The 15,301-nt window shown below is 45.5% G+C and carries 16 protein-coding genes; 10 read left to right on the top strand and 6 right to left on the bottom strand.

All coding sequences use genetic code 11. The features are described 5' to 3' along the window. Positions 1 to 54 precede the first annotated feature (54 nt). Together E1757_RS33615 and E1757_RS33610 are read left to right on the top strand one after the other, a co-directional pair. Entirely contained in the window at positions 55 to 1,254 is a 1,200-nt protein-coding gene (locus E1757_RS33615) for an iron-containing alcohol dehydrogenase (RefSeq protein ID WP_246079702.1), read from the top strand. After that, complete coding sequence (locus E1757_RS33610; RefSeq protein WP_133236547.1) at positions 1,245 to 2,672, top strand: aldehyde dehydrogenase family protein; 1,428 nt, start codon at positions 1,245 to 1,247, stop codon at positions 2,670 to 2,672. Before E1757_RS33615 ends, E1757_RS33610 begins: the two co-directional genes overlap by 10 nt. A 398-nt stretch (positions 2,673 to 3,070) precedes the next feature. Here E1757_RS33610 and E1757_RS33600 read toward each other — a convergent pair whose 3' ends face one another. Both E1757_RS33600 and E1757_RS33595 read right to left on the bottom strand, forming a co-directional pair. Beyond that, positions 3,071 to 4,531 (bottom strand): CoA-acylating methylmalonate-semialdehyde dehydrogenase, encoded by a 1,461-nt coding sequence (locus E1757_RS33600; RefSeq protein WP_133236517.1) that lies wholly within the window; start codon positions 4,529 to 4,531, stop codon positions 3,071 to 3,073. A 16-nt stretch (positions 4,532 to 4,547) separates the two neighbouring features. Beyond that, a complete protein-coding gene (locus E1757_RS33595) occupies positions 4,548 to 5,729 on the bottom strand; it encodes an iron-containing alcohol dehydrogenase (protein WP_133236515.1) in 1,182 nt (393 codons plus the stop codon). 114 nt (positions 5,730 to 5,843) lie between these two features. Here E1757_RS33595 and E1757_RS33590 point away from each other — a divergent pair, with 114 nt between their 5' ends. The 3 genes from E1757_RS33590 (at position 5,844) to E1757_RS33580 (ending at position 8,040) form a co-directional block, all read left to right on the top strand. Then, positions 5,844 to 6,728 (top strand): LysR family transcriptional regulator, encoded by an 885-nt coding sequence (locus E1757_RS33590; RefSeq protein WP_133236513.1) that lies wholly within the window; start codon positions 5,844 to 5,846, stop codon positions 6,726 to 6,728. A gap of 343 nt (positions 6,729 to 7,071) precedes the next feature. After that, positions 7,072 to 7,185: a sporulation protein YjcZ gene (locus E1757_RS33585; RefSeq protein WP_133236511.1), complete on the top strand. Its 114-nt coding sequence runs from the start codon at positions 7,072 to 7,074 to the stop codon at positions 7,183 to 7,185. Positions 7,186 to 7,926: 741 nt separating this feature from the next. Beyond that, complete coding sequence (locus tag E1757_RS33580; RefSeq protein ID WP_133236509.1) at positions 7,927 to 8,040, top strand: YjcZ family sporulation protein; 114 nt, start codon at positions 7,927 to 7,929, stop codon at positions 8,038 to 8,040. A 607-nt stretch (positions 8,041 to 8,647) separates the two neighbouring features. Here the strand turns inward: E1757_RS33580 and E1757_RS33575 are convergent. Further along, complete coding sequence (locus E1757_RS33575) at positions 8,648 to 9,031, bottom strand: nucleotidyltransferase domain-containing protein (protein WP_165972406.1); 384 nt, start codon at positions 9,029 to 9,031, stop codon at positions 8,648 to 8,650. Between the two features lie 238 nt (positions 9,032 to 9,269). Between E1757_RS33575 and E1757_RS33570 the strand changes: the two genes are divergently transcribed. Next, the gene (locus tag E1757_RS33570) at positions 9,270 to 9,518 is read left to right on the top strand and encodes a glycine zipper 2TM domain-containing protein (protein ID WP_133236505.1); all 249 of its coding nucleotides are present in this window, start codon (positions 9,270 to 9,272) and stop codon (positions 9,516 to 9,518) included. A gap of 346 nt (positions 9,519 to 9,864) precedes the next feature. Here the strand turns inward: E1757_RS33570 and E1757_RS33565 are convergent, their stop codons facing one another. Continuing rightward, a complete protein-coding gene (locus E1757_RS33565) occupies positions 9,865 to 11,340 on the bottom strand; it encodes a protein adenylyltransferase SelO (RefSeq protein WP_133236503.1) in 1,476 nt (491 codons plus the stop codon). 251 nt (positions 11,341 to 11,591) lie between these two features. On the opposite strand from E1757_RS33565, the gene E1757_RS36775 reads away from it, so the two are divergent. Together E1757_RS36775 and E1757_RS36770 are read left to right on the top strand one after the other, a co-directional pair. Beyond that, the gene (locus E1757_RS36775; RefSeq protein WP_133236501.1) at positions 11,592 to 11,684 is read left to right on the top strand and encodes a sporulation protein YjcZ; all 93 of its coding nucleotides are present in this window, start codon (positions 11,592 to 11,594) and stop codon (positions 11,682 to 11,684) included. 186 nt (positions 11,685 to 11,870) lie between these two features. Next, complete coding sequence (locus tag E1757_RS36770) at positions 11,871 to 11,963, top strand: sporulation protein YjcZ (protein ID WP_246079701.1); 93 nt, start codon at positions 11,871 to 11,873, stop codon at positions 11,961 to 11,963. A gap of 163 nt (positions 11,964 to 12,126) precedes the next feature. Here the strand turns inward: E1757_RS36770 and E1757_RS33555 are convergent, their stop codons facing one another. Then, positions 12,127 to 12,657: an SRPBCC family protein gene (locus tag E1757_RS33555; protein WP_246079700.1), complete on the bottom strand. Its 531-nt coding sequence runs from the start codon at positions 12,655 to 12,657 to the stop codon at positions 12,127 to 12,129. Between the two features lie 320 nt (positions 12,658 to 12,977). On the opposite strand from E1757_RS33555, the gene E1757_RS33550 reads away from it, so the two are divergent. Next, entirely contained in the window at positions 12,978 to 13,172 is a 195-nt protein-coding gene (locus E1757_RS33550; protein ID WP_133236499.1) for a hypothetical protein, read from the top strand. A gap of 91 nt (positions 13,173 to 13,263) precedes the next feature. On the opposite strand, the gene E1757_RS33545 is transcribed toward E1757_RS33550, so the two are convergent. Next, the gene (locus tag E1757_RS33545; RefSeq protein ID WP_165972405.1) at positions 13,264 to 14,955 is read right to left on the bottom strand and encodes a methyl-accepting chemotaxis protein; all 1,692 of its coding nucleotides are present in this window, start codon (positions 14,953 to 14,955) and stop codon (positions 13,264 to 13,266) included. Positions 14,956 to 15,189: 234 nt separating this feature from the next. On the opposite strand from E1757_RS33545, the gene E1757_RS33540 reads away from it, so the two are divergent. Continuing rightward, the gene (locus E1757_RS33540; protein WP_133236495.1) at positions 15,190 to 15,297 is read left to right on the top strand and encodes a YjcZ family sporulation protein; all 108 of its coding nucleotides are present in this window, start codon (positions 15,190 to 15,192) and stop codon (positions 15,295 to 15,297) included. Positions 15,298 to 15,301: the final 4 nt, after the last annotated feature.

Raw genomic sequence — 15,301 nt, 5'->3', positions numbered from 1 at the left:
ACCTGGTACTTTTTTTATTCAAAATGAATACGTAGACATTAGGGGGAGGATCTTTTGGTTCATGAAATAAGAACGTTTATAACTCCAGTGAAGATTGTGACTGGTCCAGGCAGTTTGAAATGCCTTACTAATGAGATTGTAAACTTTAACATTTCGAAAGTGATGATTTTTGCTGACCCTGGAGTAATTAAAGCAGGAATGTTGGATTCTTTGGCTGCCATTTTAAAAGACCTTCATGTAGATTACATGGTTTATAGCGATATTCAACCCGAGCCTCCGTTGTCCGTCGGAGACCGGGCAGTCCAAGCAATTCGGGAAAGCCAGGCAGAGCTTATCATCGGGATCGGAGGGGGCAGTTGCCTGGATATCGCAAAAGCTGCGGCTGTTCTATGCATGAACGAAGGATCGGTTGCAGACTATTTGAACTTGACAGGGACTAAGAAGTTGATTCACAAAGGAATTCCCAAGATCCTAATTCCTACTACCTCAGGTACAGGCGCGGAAGTCACCGATATAGCTGTATTTTCATTAGATAAGACCAAAGATGTACTGACACACCCCTATTTATTAGCAGATATTGCGTTAGTCGATCCTGAGTTAACATTCTCACTTCCTCCTAAAATATCGGCTGCAACAGGAATAGATGCATTGACCCATGCTGTTGAAGCTGTTATTTCCGTTAATGCGTCGCCTTTAACAGATACACTTGCTTTAGAGGCAATAAGAAGAATCAGTTCAAGCCTTCGAACAGCTGTTTGGCACGGTACGAATCGAACTGCAAGAGCAGAAATGTCATATGGGAGCTTGCTTGCAGGAATGAGTTTCTACAATGCCGGTGTCTCTGGCGTTCATGCTCTCGCGTACCCTTTGGGAGGTCTTTTTAAAATTTCTCACGGTGAATCAAATGCAGTGCTGCTCCCCTATGTTTTTGATTACATATGGCCGGCATGCTTGGATAAAATGCAACTTTTGGCCAAGTCGTTTGGTATTCCCACATCCGGATTATCAAAAAGAGAGATGGCAATTTTAACTGTAACCGCTTTTAAAGAAATGGTGCTTGATGTGGGGTTGCCGACATCGTTGCAAGACTACGGCATTCAAAGGGATGATCTGCAGCGTCTCGCAGATGAGGCCATTAAGCAAACCAGGTTGTTGGCACGGAGTCCTATGCCGTTTACTGTTCAGGATATTGTTCGAGTATACAATAATGCTTGGGAGGCAAAGCTCACCCACGAAGGAGAGAGATTCTATTGAAGAAACACTTATTTATAAATGGCATCTGGAAAGAGACAAGTCAATATACGGTATTGAAATCACCATATTCCGGTCAAGCAATAGCAGAGATAGCCGTTGCAACCGATGAAGATGTAAATAAAGCAATTGAAGCCGCTAGCATTGCATCTAAAATCATTGCTAAGTTACCGGCGCATAAACGTTCAGCCATTCTGTACAAAGTAGCAGCGTTACTACAGGAACGCTTGGATGAAGCGGCAAGGATTATTGCCATGGAAGCGGGAAAGCCAATATCTACAGCAAAAACTGAAGTGCTCCGAACTATACAAACCTATAAATTTGCAGCGGAGGAGGCTAATCGAATCACCGGGGAAACATTACCGCTGGATGCGGCGCCCGGGGGAGAAGGGAAAATAGCTTACACAGTCAGGGAACCAATCGGTGTGATTGGTGCCATTACACCATTCAATTTTCCAATGAATCTGGTAGCCCATAAGGTTGGTCCTGCAATTGCTGCAGGTAATGCAGTAGTATTAAAACCCGCTTCACAAACGCCGTTATCCGCCTTGTTTATTGCAGATTTATTTGAAATTGCAGGGTTGCCTGCGGGTGCTTTAAATGTCATTACAGGAAGTGGAAAGATGGTCGGTGATCTTATTGTTGCGGATGACCGTATCAACATGATTACCTTTACTGGTAGCCCAGCGGTAGGAATAAGCATCAAGAATAAGGCAGGGTTAAAACGTGTGACTCTGGAGTTGGGTTCTAACTCTGCACTTATCGTTGATGAAGGTGTTCAAATCGAAAATATTATTCCTCGATGCGTTAATGGAGCCTTCTCCTTCCAAGGGCAAGTTTGCATTTCTTTGCAACGAATCTATGTTCATGAAACGATCTATGATGAGTTTGTAAGCAAATTCGTAGCCGAAACAAAAAAGTTAAAGCATGGAGACCCGCTCGACCCTGAGACGGATATTTCTGCGTTGATTTCTACGAACGATGTGTCCCGTGTCATGGATTGGATTGAAGAAGCCGAGCAGGGTGGAGCCGACATTGTCTCCGGCGGACAGGTCGAAGGGAATATCCTTCTGCCCACCGTTATTACAAATGTTTCGGCATCTTTAAAAGTATCCTGTGAGGAAGTATTTGGGCCAATTGTTTTGATTAATAAAATTGGATCTGTGGAGCAAGGAATTGAACTCGTAAATGATTCCCGCTTTGGGCTACAGGCGGGAATATACACAAACAATATACATACGGCTATGATGGCTGCTGAAAAGCTGCATGTAGGCGGTGTTATGATCAATGATATACCTACATTCCGTGTGGATCATATGCCGTACGGTGGTGTGAAGGAAAGCGGCACGGGTAAAGAAGGAATTAAATATGCGGTTCAGGAAATGACCGAGCTAAAGTTAGTGGTAATTAACAGGAACTAGTATAACGCCCCTTAATTAATGTAACTATATTCCAGTGAAACGTGGTATACTCTTCGTAACTAATATTGAACGGAGAGATCGTATGCCATTTCAATCGAAACCGATCAACACATGAAGGCGCTTTTGGCTCCCGTTATCGTGAAGCAACTGGACGTTAATGAAACAATGCCGTTTTTTTACTTCGAACGAATATCCCAAGATGTAAATCAACTGCCTATCGAAATATTACAATCCTACTTTCGGGGAGACAAGTATTGCTATAGCATCTCTTTATATCGGGATTGAGTGGAATGGAAAGTTGCAGCATGAAACAACTGCAACTTTCTTTTATGCTTTACAGGAGAATTTAAGGGATTATGGCTGCCGATCGAAATGGTTCGGCAGCCTTCTCTAGTTTATCAGTGACGAGCGGTGAGCATCTTTTTACGGGTATAAAACTCGACTCCATCACGCCCATTTGCGTGCAAGTCGCCGTAGAACGATTTCTTGTATCCCGAGAAGGGGAAGAAAGCCATTGGAGCGGGAACCCCCATGTTGACCCCAAGCATGCCGGCATCGATTTCCTCACGGTATTGACGGATGGAACTTGCGCTATCGGTAAACAGGCACGCCCCGTTGGCGAATTCGGATCGGTTGGCGATCCCGATTGCTTCGCTCAAGTCACGAGCGCGCACAATGGAAAGAATAGGTGCAAAGATTTCCTCTTGCCAAATACGCATCCCCGGCTTTACATGATCGAAAATCGTAGGCCCGACGAAGTAACCTGGCCCGCAAGCAGCCGCATCTGTTCGTCCGTCCCGAAGGAGCTTCGCGCCTTCCTGTTCACCAAGGTCGATATAACCAAACGTGCGCTCCTTGTGGGAATCCCGGATGACGGGCCCAAGGAAATTGCCTTCCACAAGACCGCTTCCAATAGTGATTTGGTTGGCTGCCTCAACGAGCCGTTCCGTCAGTCGATCGGCGACATCTCCGACGGCTACAACGACGGAACATGCCATGCAACGTTCCCCGGCAGACCCGAATGCGGCGCCGATAATGTTCTGGACCGCTAGGTCTAGATTGGCGTCCGGCATGACGATCGTATGATTTTTGGCGCCGGCCAGTGCCTGCACGCGTTTTCCGTTTGCCGCCGCAGTTTTGTATACATAATCCGCTACCGGCTGTGAACCGACGAATGATACGGCTTTCACGTCTTCATGTTCCAGGATGCCGTTGACAACGTCGTGCGCGCCGTGCACGATGTTGAGGACTCCGTTCGGCAGACCAGCCTCGGTGAGTAATTCAGCCAGCCGGTTCGCTAGCAGTGGGGTGCGCTCAGACGGTTTGAGCACAAACGTATTGCCGCACGCGATGGCTAACGGAAACATCCAGCAAGGAACCATCATTGGAAAGTTGAACGGCGTAATGCCTCCGACCACGCCGATCGGATAGCGGTACATGCCCGATTCGATGCCCGTCGCGATATCCGGCAGCTGCGTCCCCATCATTAAGGTTGGCGCGCCCGCTGCGAACTCGACACATTCGATGCCGCGTTGCGCTTCACCGTAAGCTTCATCGTAATTTTTGCCGTTCTCCAAGGTGATGATGCGGGCCAAATCCTCTTGGTGCTCTACTAGCAACTGTTGATAGCGGAACATGATTCTTGCCCTTCTTGGCACAGGTGTTTTGCACCATTTCGCGAATGCTCGGCTGGCTGAGGCAACCGCGTCGTTCAACTCGGCCCGGCTGGAGATTGGGACGTATGCCAGCGGTTCGCCGGTAGCCGGATTCGGCACCATCTCCGTACGTGCTGAGGCGGAGGCGACCCATTGCCCCCCAATAAAATTGCGTAATACTGACACTTCGTTTTTAACTGACATGATTAAAAGCTCCCTTCTATTTACTGTAATTATATTCATAACAGCGGTAGTAAAGCGCGATGATTTCTTCATGCGTCGGAACCTTCGGGTTATTGCCAGGGCTGCCACTTGTGATCGCATCAGTCGCCATCTTGTCGATGACTTGATCGAGTTGGGCTTGTCCGATACCGTACGTTTTCATATTCGGAATTTCCAGTTGCTTGCATAATTGCTTGATTTCTTTAATACACGTAGTTGCCAACAGCTCGTCTGTAGACGTTGATAGATCCGGACGAAGGAGGCGTCCGATCGTCGCCATGCGGGTGATTGCGCTTTTACACGTGAATTCAAGCACAGCCGGGAGCAGCATCGCGTTGGATATCCCATGCGGGACGTGGAACATGGCCCCGATTGGACGCGACATGGCGTGAACAAGGGTGACCGACGCATTGGTGAATGCCGCTCCAGCCTCCATCGACGCCAGCGCCATTTGCTCCCTAGCGTCGATATCGCTTCCGTTCGTAAAGGCTGTGCGGATATTACCGGCGATCCGTTCTATTGCGCTTAGAGCGAGCTTATCCGTTAATGGCTGTGCCTTCTTGGAAATATAGGCTTCGATCGCGTGACAGAGCGCGTCGACCCCTGTGGCCGCTGTTACCGGGGGAGGCGTGGATAGCGTCATGAGCGGGTCCACAATCGCGACGGCTGGTATGAAGGCAGGATGCTTAATCATCAATTTGATATTCGTTTCCGGGTTCGTGATGACCGTTACGCTGGTCATCTCTGATCCGGTACCCGCAGTCGTAGGAATCGCGATCAGTGGGATCGGCGCTATCGAAATGGACTTTTGGCCACCCGAATAATCTCCGATGTAGCCGCCATTACTTGCAACGACAGACACGGCTTTGGCTGCATCAATGCAGCTGCCGCCACCGATCGCAACGATGGAATCGCAATCATGCTCCAGTAGGAGTTGAGTCGCCTCTGTGACATAAACATCAGTTGGCTCTGTGTTGACGTCGAGGTAGCAAACGACGGATACGCCGCACTGTTCCAATTGCTCCTGGCATTTGGCGACGTTCCCGATCTTCTCCATAATGCGATCACTGACAAGGAGTGTCTTGCTGCCGAGCAACGATGCTTGTTCACCGAGCTTCGTTAGAGAGTCGCGACCATACAGAATAACGGGTGGCAGTCGAAATTCGTTAAACCCTTGCATTGGAATCACCTCCATAAGAATGTTTATGACAAAAATGTACAATATTCTCATCCATAGGTAAAATGAATATATTGAATGCAATTCATTCCATTTAACTATGTAAGGAGCTCCGATATGGACATTCATCAATTGCAGTGCGTTATCGAAATTGTCCGCTGCGGTAGCTTCACGAAGGCTGCTGCGACTCTGCACATTACTCAGCCGACGATAAGCAAGACGATCAAGAATTTGGAAGAAGAGCTTGGCGTCGAGCTTTTCTTCCGAAAAGGGAAGAAATTTGAGCTTACAGATGCCGGCCGCGTTATTTATGAGCAAGCCCAAGGCATCGCATTGTCATTCCAGAACTTGTCGTTAGAATTGAGCGGAATTAAGAATTACAAGAAAGGCCACGTTCGAATCGGACTGCCTCCCATGATCGGATCGAGCTTCTTCCCGTCCGTGATAAGAAAATTTCATGAACGATACCCGGGATTGTCGGTTCACATCGTGGAAGAAGGATCCAAGAAGCTGGAGTCTGAGGTGGAGTGCGGCAATCTCGACGTAGCGGCCGTACTGTTGCCGACAAACGAAGAATTGTTCGATTGCTACGCATTTGTGGACGAGAAGCTGCAATTAATCGTGCATCCCGGGCATCCACTAGCCGGGAGGGAGGCAGTGGCGCTTACTGAGTGCGCTCAGGAGCCGTTTATTTTGTTCCGCAAGGACTTTGCCTTACATGAGCGGGTGATGTCGGAGTGCATACGCTGCGGCTTTCGTCCGAACATTATGTATGAGAGCTCCCAGTGGGATTTCGTCAGCGGCATGGTCGCTGAAAGGCTTGGCATTTCCTTGTTGCCACAGCGCATCTGCAATGCGTTGTCCCCTGAGTTGGTGTGCGTGATTCCGCAAACTGTCCCTACTATTTCGTGGCGGATCGCCATGATCTGGAGGAAAGAGGGCTATCTTTCTTTTGCAGTGAGGGAATGGATCCGTTTCACAAGAGAAATTTTTTGCAAATAAAATTATTGCCACCTCGATATTTAATTGAATTATTTACCAAATGTTCAAGAAATATGCACCTGAACCATAATGCAAATGGCCCTCTGTCCTTCGGGGATCGGGATCGAGGGCTTTTTTTGAATTGAGTTAGAATGACAAATAGACGGCTCAATGAATGCAACCGTCTATTGATAGAAAGGAGGAACAGGTCAGTTGGAGGATGACCATGATCACATCTTATGAAAATCTAACAAATGTGGAACGATAAATTTAACCATGACAAGCCTGATTATCTAAGCAGCCCAATCTCAAAACTCCACAAGAACATAAAATACATAAGCTAAATAGAAAGGAGGCTGAAACTATGGGAGTAGGATTGGGTGGATTTGGAGGTAGCTGTACTGGTTTCTTTACGTCTACAGGTGTGATTCTTGTATTGTTTATTCTTCTCGTTATCGTTTTACGTTCTTGGATTTAACCATTTGAGTCGTATTTATTTTACTGCAAATTAATAACTTGAAGTCATTTTGTTAGAGTATATGGATATAATTAAATCTGGATATTAGCCACGATATATCCTCCCACAGAAAGCTCTCTTTCCTTTTGGATCGAGGGCTTTTTCTGTTTCTTAACTTGACGGTGCACGACTGGCATATGAAAATGCATCATTATCATGACCATTTAAAAGCCTATCATTTGGAAAAAGCAAAACATTTTCATGGTCTGATGGGTGGGGCTACTACTCATGGAACCCCTCGCCCGGGAGATGCGGTTGAGGGAAGTACATCACATGGGGTCAGACATTGACTTAGAGAAGCTTCGATTGAGATTGTGGGATCGCTTCCTAGCCATCCGTGCTATCTATGGGGAAACAATTTCTTTTGATCAGTATTGGTATGAATTTCTTGTCAGGTATTCTTCAACGGACTCGACTCCAGATTCATATGAGGCTGTATGTAGGGAATTAGAAAAACAGATCAATTAGAGCGATTGGGTCAGAATGACAAATAGACGGTACAATGAATGCATCCGTCTACTCATTCGTTTAGAAAGGAGGAGAGGGTCAGTTGGGGGATGACCCTGATCATATCTTATGAAAATCTAAAATATCTGGAACGTTATATTTCCCTTTTCATTAGCCCGATTTTCTGAACAGTCCAATCTCTAAACCCCATAAGATCATAAAATACACAAGCTAAAGAGGAAGGAGGCAAAAGCCATGGGAGTTGGACTTGGTGGATTTGGAGGTAGCTGTTCTGGTTTCTTTACGTCAACAGCTACGATTCTGGTACTTTTCATTTTGCTAGTCATTGTTTCTCGTTCATTTATCTAAAAATATTCGAAAATGGTCTTGCTTTCAGCAGGGTTATATTTTGGCGAAAATGGATAAAATTTATTTAGGATATTGGACACACCATTCACTGATAATTGCCCTCATGCCTTCGGGACGGAGGGCTTTTTTTGTTTTGAAGGTGTATCACATATTTACTTCTCCACCACATATGCTTTATTAGGTATGTAACCATGTTGAGGTGGAATAGGCACGTTTTATTCATTGCCGTGGATATCAGACCCACGGTTTATCTATCCCAGAATATATTCAGCCAGCCCAAACTTTGTGCATTTGAATTACTGCCTTTAAGTAAATAATCCCGTACCTACAATATTTATTGAAAACATATCAAAAGCTGTTTGCCTACTCAAGCAGCTTTTGATTTTCATTCAGACTCATCAGTAGCTACCTTATGGCTGACCAGGCTGCCACGAATGGGATTATCAGCCCTCTTTCTTTCGCGGAGGGCTTTTTGTTTTGAAGGGATACCACATGTTGTTGTCGAATTATGGAATTTAATACACAGCCCTGATGAATAGCGAATGGCGATGAATCTCAAGGCTCTGAGCAAGTACTTGGTCTGTTCGTGAACCCAGCTTAATAATTGCTAAAGTCTCTGTAGCCAGACGTGATCGTTGTAGTATTCTTTTTCTAACGATTCTCTTAACCATTGTTTTTGCTCTTCATCTAATCTGCAACGATTCTCATTTGCTGTAAAACAAAATAAATTTCGATTGTCAAAAGGAATTTCTTGCTTATCAAATAACTCGCGGATTACTCCGCCGCCACATGCTTCAAACACCTTCCAGCCCTTAGCTAACATTAAAGCAATGATTGAATTTCGATCTTCCCAAAATACAGCAATATCCAAATCCTTATGAACTCTCGTTTGTTTGCCAAGAAATAAATCGATTGCCCTCCCACCACATACAGACCAAATAAACCCACGATTATCAAAAAAAATACGAGCTTGTGAAATTAATGATTCCACATTTACCAGCTCCCCAGTGCTTTACTTAGCATACAAAGAAATTTTACAATATATGGTCCGAATGTGCTATGAAAATGATTGTTATTCAGCACGAAGGTGGAAAACGAATGAAGCTCCTTCCTATTAATACCTGGTTTATAATAGGTAAGAATGGTTCCAGAACGGTTAGGGCAATATATGTTATGGAACGGGCTAGCAAAATAGCAGTTTCCTATCACAAAACGAGGGAGTGAGATGGATGGCTAAAAACAACGACCGCAATCGAAACGGTGGTTCTGACCGCAACACGGCCGACATGGCTGACATTGACGTTGGAGAAGCTGTAGGAACCGCAGGTGGTGGTGTCGTGGGCGCTGTTGTGGGTTCCGCGTTGGGTCCTATCGGCACCGTTGCCGGTGCAATCGCAGGCGCAGCGTTGGGCAACAAGGTGGGTGAGGGTGTTGAAGGTAACGACGACACTGCGAACCAGCAGGATCAACAGCGCTAGCACGTTCTGCTAAGTAAGAAAATTGGGCGTCGGGGAAAACCGGCGCCCTGATTACTTATCGGCTGCCGCTATGCTACAGTATCCGTAATCATACCTAAAGCTAATCTTATATCGGCTGTTATCGTGATAAGGCTCGCCTCACTTCAAGCTCCGACAACGAAGTAACGCAAAAAAGAGGGGGCCGTATTCAGGCCATATTCCCCTCTTTTCATTTAACGCTAATTGCAACAGCTTCCGCTTAAGTTGAGCACTAGACCAGCGGTTAATACTTGTTGGCACAACCGCAGCAACTGTACAACTATCGCGCATTTTGCCTTTATCGTGCCTATTTTGTTGCCATATTAAATCATGTGCCGCAAAAGGTTTGATAAGGGCAGTCGGATGGCTCAGGCAATGTGGAGTATTCGGCCTGCTCGGGAGAGTGTGCGTAAGGGCTCGAAAGTACATCAAGAAGCCGCTCCATCACGCTGTAGTCTCCCTCATTCACCGCGGCTTCCAGCGCCTCCTCGACCCGATGGTTGCGCGGGATTAGCGCGGGGTTGCTGCTGCGCATCAACTGAAGCGAGGAGGCTTTGGATTGCTGCTGCCTGCCTAATCTTTCCTGCCACAGCTCATGCCACGGAGCAAATTCCGGTGCGCCAAACAGGCCCGTATCCTCCGGTTTATCCATCGTAAATGCGCGGAATGTATTGGTATAGTCCGCACGATATTTCTCCATCATGCTGAGGATATCTTTCATAAGGGATTCATCCTGCGGCTCTTCGTTGAAGAGTCCCAGCTTTGCCCTCATTCCCGCGAGCCAATGACGTTGATACAACCCGGTAAAATCTGAAATTGCATCCTGGGCCATTTTGACAGCCTGCTGTTCGTTGTCATGCAGCAGCGGCAGCAGGGCTTCGGCAAATCTCGCAAGATTCCAAGCGGCAACATAAGGCTGATTGCCATAGGCATAGCGGCCGTGAATGTCAATGGAACTGAATACCGTTGCCGGATCATAAGTATCCATGAAGGCGCATGGACCATAATCGATGGTTTCCCCGCTAAGGGCCATGTTATCGGTGTTCATCACCCCGTGAATAAAGCCCGCTAGCTGCCATTTGGCAATCAGCGCGGCCTGACGCTCAATTACTTGCCGGAGGAGGACAAGATAGCGGCTCTCGTCAAGGTTAACCTCTGGAAAATGTCTTTGCAATGTGTAATCGGCTAGGGTCCGAAGATCCTGGATGTTACCCCATTTTGCAACGTATTCAAAGGTCCCGACGCGCAGATGACTGGCAGCCACGCGGGTTAAAATGGCACCTGGCAATTCAGTTTCGCGGATGATGGACTCTCCGGTCGTCACCACGGCTAGACTGCGGGTAGTAGCAATACCGAGAGCGTGCATGGCTTCACTGATGATGTATTCGCGCAGCATCGGTCCCAGTGCCGCTCGCCCGTCGCCTCGGCGGGAATATGGCGTTTTCCCCGAACCCTTGAGCTGAATGTCAAACCGTTCGCCTTGGGGAGTGATCTGTTCGCCAAGCAGCAAAGCCCGGCCATCCCCCAGCATCGTAAAATGCCCGAATTGATGCCCTGCATAAGCTTGAGCAAGTGGCGACGCTCCTTCGGGAACCAGGTTGCCGGCAAGCGCCGCTACGCCATCGCTGCTTTGCAGAGCTTGGACGTTCAACCCTAACGACGCTGCCAGCGGACCGTTAACAATAATTAACTTCGGCGAGCGCACAGGGGGTGGACTGAGCCTGGAAAAAAATAAATCCGGCAGACGGGCATAACTGTTATCGAAGTTCCATCCGGTATCTATGATTGCTTTTTGTTCTGTCATCGCAGCTCCTTTTTCTATTGATTAATATGTCGATTCTCTTACTTAGTTTCTATACTATTCAAGGAATCCCTTTTAGGGTTTTCTTCTGTTCATTTATTATACCTTTCTTTACACTCCGGTGCGGAGTCCTTTTAAAATTTTTTTGCAGCTGCAAGCACTTTAAACGTGAGCCTGATTTTCCGAACAGCCCAATCTCCAAACCTCATTTTGTCATAATATGTATAAGGATAAAGCGGAAGGAGGCAGAACCCATGGGAGGCAGCTGTGCTGGTTTCTTTACGTCTACAGGTGTGATTCTTGTGTTGTTTATTCTTCTCGTAATCGTTTCCCGTTCTTGGATCTAACCGTACTTTTGCCCATTCGGAAACAATTAAGCTTGAAGATCCTTCCCCTAAAGCCCTTTTCCTTCAGGATGGAGGGCTTTTTTTATTTTATCTCCTTATGTAAGCGCCTGTATTTTGAAAAGTCCAATCTCTAAACCTCATATGTTCATAAAATATAGAAGATAAATTTGGAAGGAGGCAGAACCCATGGGAGGCAGCTGTACTGGTTTCTTTACGTCTACAGGTGTGATTCTTGTGTTGTTTATTCTTCTCGTTATCGTTTTACGTTCTTGTATCTAATTGTACTTTTGATCATTCGGAAACAATTCAGCTTGGCAGTCATTAACTCCCAAAAAGCCCTCTTTCCTTCACAAGGTGGAGGGCTTTTTTTGCTATTTTAATTCCATCGCTCAAACATCCAACACGAGTTTTAGAACGTTCGTGATATTTGAATGAATATTCATTAAACCTTCGCCAAATATTGTTCAAGCTGATCGAAAGTTGCTCCGAAGCCTTGCTTCATAGACTCGAACATGCCTGTGAAAAAGCTTTGTTCTTCCGCTGTTGCATTAATCGGACCGCCGCGCAGGGTAATTGTGGTTGTGCCATTGTTTTCACTTAAGGTCAGGACATTGCGTATTTCCAAGGGGTACTTAGCGCTGAAAGGGGCTCGGACAACGTTGCCTTCCTCATCCGAAAAGCTGGTAACCCAAACGATCCTCTCCGATGCTTCGATTTCGTGATACACAAACTTGGCCCACATTTGGTAACCGTCCGGGGATTGCATGCTGTAGTGGAAATAACCGCCCGGACGAAAATCCAGCCCGGCGACACTCAATTCGAATCCTTTCGGTCCCCACCAGTTTCTCAGATGCTCGGCCTCGGACCATACTTTGAACACAAGCTCACGCGGCGCATGGAAGACACGTGTAATTACTAATTCATTGCCTTCCAACTTCGCTGTCATCTTGTTTGTTCCCTTGTTTTCAGTCATAACAAATCCTCCATACATAAAATTTTTTTAAAATTAAACTAAGACAGATGTCAGCAGTAATTCTTCTCCAGCAAGTTATTGTATTGCTTGTTTCAAATATACTTCAATCGGAATATTCCTGTCAAGGAATATAATTAAATTTTGCGCAACCAAGATATTGTTCGAAACTAACCGGTACTTTAATAGCGGTCATCCGCGGCCATTGCCCGGAGAGTACAGCATCCGTCCGGACGGAAAAATAAATATTTTAAATTGCCAACTGAAAGGAGTATAATGGTTTTTATTAAAAAAGGTTGCTACAAAAACGAGGAGGAGTAAGCATGAAGGCCGGATATGAATTAATTGAGGATAATGATTTTGAAACAGCCAAAAAAAATGGCTACATTGTAAAAGTTACTCAAGGAGCTATAGCTATTTATCCGCCGGGAAAAGTAACTGCATATTCAGAAAATCATGTCGCGATTGACGGTAAGAAAGTGTTCCGCCCTGTAAATAAGTTCCACATTGCAGAATAATTACATAAATAATCAAAGCCCTCTTTCCTGAGCAGGAAGGAGGGCTAACAATTCAATTGCTCTCATTTGTTTGGTTCAATATGTAAAAAAATTATAGCTTGAATTTTCCAATTTGATGCTGCAGCTCTTCAGCCATTTTAGACAACGAAGAGGCGGAAGAGAATACTTCCTCCATGGATGCCAATTGTTCTTCCGTAGAAGAAGATATATGCTGCACACCCGATGCGGATTCCTCGACAATTTTAGAAATATAATTCATAGAGCTTCCGATCTGCTCCGTACCGGCTGACATTTGTTGAGCGGCCGCCGCTACCTCTTGAATTTGAGTCACTACTTTATGGACGGATTGTTCGATTTGGCTAAATGATGTCCCCGCTATATTAACAACACGGATTCCTTCGACCACTTCTTTCGTTCCAAGTTCCATCGATTGTGTTGCCATATTTGTTTCCTGTTGAATGGTTGATATCAATTCCGCGATCTGCTGGGATGATTGAGTTGACTGTTCGGATAATTTTCTAATCTCGCTTGCTACTACCGCAAATCCTTTTCCTTGTTCTCCTGCGCGTGCCGCTTCAATAGAAGCATTGAGGGCCAGTAAACTGGTTTGCGCCGCAATGCCAGAAATAATTTCCACAATCTCTCCAATGTTTTGGGACCGTTCCCCCAATCCTTTAACTACAGTGGATAAGCTTTCAATGGTTTGAGAAATAAAATTCATCTGATGTTCTACCTTCAGAATCGCTTGCTTTCCCTCTTGCGATTTTTCTTCAGCTTCAGAAACAGAAGAGGAGACACTTTGAGCATTAGCAGCAATTTGCTGCGCTCCTGCCGACAGTTCGTTTACTGCCTGCACGCTTTCCGTCACACTTTGAACTTGCTTATCCGTTCCGGCGGCAACTTGCTGAATGGCAGAAGAAATTTGCTCTGTTGCATGATTTGTCTGTTCGGCGCTTGCCGTTAATTGTTCCGAAGATGACGCTACTTGTTCTACGCTTATTCCGACTTGAAATATTAAAGCGCGTAGGTTGTCGACCATTTGGTTAAAGGAATCAGCCAATTCACCGACTTCATCCCGACTTTTTACGTTAATTTTTTGTAACGTCAGATCGCCTGAAGCAATTTGTTTCGCTGCATGAGCCAAAAGAACGATTGGCTTGGAAATTATTCGGGAAATAACGAGACCTATCACAACAGCTAATATGAATGCGATTATACTCAAAATCAGGATCGTTGTCCTGATGGATTCAATCATCAATGAATTTTCTCTGCTGCCTTCATCAACCAGCTTCTGTTGGCCTTCTGCAATTCGGTTAGCCAAATTTTCCATCTCGCGCCCAATCGGAATCGCCTCGGAATTTGCCAATGCTACGGCAGCTTCTTTATTTGTTTTTATTAAGGAAATTACTTGGTCGGCACTCTTCTTAAATTGTTGACCCAGTTCGTTTAGTTTGTTTAAATCGCTTTTGTCCGCATCACGTCTTACCAGATTGGAAGTTGTGTCAATTAGTTCATTAAGGTTCGTACTCGCCTGACTATATTTAGTTAATCCGTCTTGATTTTGGGTTAACAGATAATCGCGCAAACTGCTCATCTGCTGCAGCGTGCTGGCTCTCATATCTTTCGTATTGGAAAGAATATATTCCCGTCGATCAATCAAATCTGTATAGGAATCGTCCAGCTTCTTCAAATAATAAAGAGATAACATACTTACGATTCCAAGCAGAAGTCCAATAACCAAAAAACCAATTATCATTTTTTTGCCAATGGTAAGTTTGAACATAATACCCCTTTTTCCGATCGAATATGACATAATTCGACTTTACCATAGTTTGCCGTTGTGAACAATATAAATTTCGACTGACGAAACTGATTGTTTTGTTAATTTTTTGTAAATTTCAGATCGATTGATTAACCCGGTGAAGCTACGCACGAGCCTGATTATCCGAATCGCCCAATCTCCAGACCTCATATGATCATAAAATACACAAGTTTAAAGCGGAAGGAGGCAAAATCCATGGGAGCAGGACTGGGATTTGGCAGCTGTGGCGGTTTCTTTACGTCTACAGCCGTAATTCTTGTGTTGTTTATTCTTCTTGTTATCGTTTCCCGTTCTTTCATCTAACCAT

The organism is Paenibacillus piri, assembly GCF_004354045.1.
GTDB classification, from domain to species: Bacteria; Bacillota; Bacilli; order Paenibacillales; family NBRC-103111; genus Paenibacillus_S; species Paenibacillus_S piri.
Note: the sequence above shows the minus strand (reverse complement) of the source record. Positions and strands in the feature narration are given on the sequence as shown.

Bases quoted from the DNA above. Each gene is read 5' to 3' on its own strand.
- E1757_RS33600 (WP_133236517.1), bottom strand. From the start codon at position 4,531: ATGTCAGTTAAAAACGAAGTGTCAGTATTACGCAATTTTATTGGGGGG.
- E1757_RS33595 (WP_133236515.1), bottom strand. From the start codon at position 5,729: ATGCAAGGGTTTAACGAATTTCGACTGCCACCCGTTATTCTGTATGGT.
- E1757_RS33590 (WP_133236513.1), top strand. From the start codon at position 5,844: ATGGACATTCATCAATTGCAGTGCGTTATCGAAATTGTCCGCTGCGGT.
- E1757_RS33585 (WP_133236511.1), top strand. From the start codon at position 7,072: ATGGGAGTAGGATTGGGTGGATTTGGAGGTAGCTGTACTGGTTTCTTT.
- E1757_RS33580 (WP_133236509.1), top strand. From the start codon at position 7,927: ATGGGAGTTGGACTTGGTGGATTTGGAGGTAGCTGTTCTGGTTTCTTT.
- E1757_RS33570 (WP_133236505.1), top strand. From the start codon at position 9,270: ATGGCTAAAAACAACGACCGCAATCGAAACGGTGGTTCTGACCGCAAC.
- E1757_RS33565 (WP_133236503.1), bottom strand. From the start codon at position 11,340: ATGACAGAACAAAAAGCAATCATAGATACCGGATGGAACTTCGATAAC.
- E1757_RS36775 (WP_133236501.1), top strand. From the start codon at position 11,592: ATGGGAGGCAGCTGTGCTGGTTTCTTTACGTCTACAGGTGTGATTCTT.
- E1757_RS36770 (WP_246079701.1), top strand. From the start codon at position 11,871: ATGGGAGGCAGCTGTACTGGTTTCTTTACGTCTACAGGTGTGATTCTT.
- E1757_RS33555 (WP_246079700.1), bottom strand. From the start codon at position 12,657: ATGACTGAAAACAAGGGAACAAACAAGATGACAGCGAAGTTGGAAGGC.
- E1757_RS33550 (WP_133236499.1), top strand. From the start codon at position 12,978: ATGAAGGCCGGATATGAATTAATTGAGGATAATGATTTTGAAACAGCC.
- E1757_RS33545 (WP_165972405.1), bottom strand. From the start codon at position 14,955: ATGTTCAAACTTACCATTGGCAAAAAAATGATAATTGGTTTTTTGGTT.
- E1757_RS33540 (WP_133236495.1), top strand. From the start codon at position 15,190: ATGGGAGCAGGACTGGGATTTGGCAGCTGTGGCGGTTTCTTTACGTCT.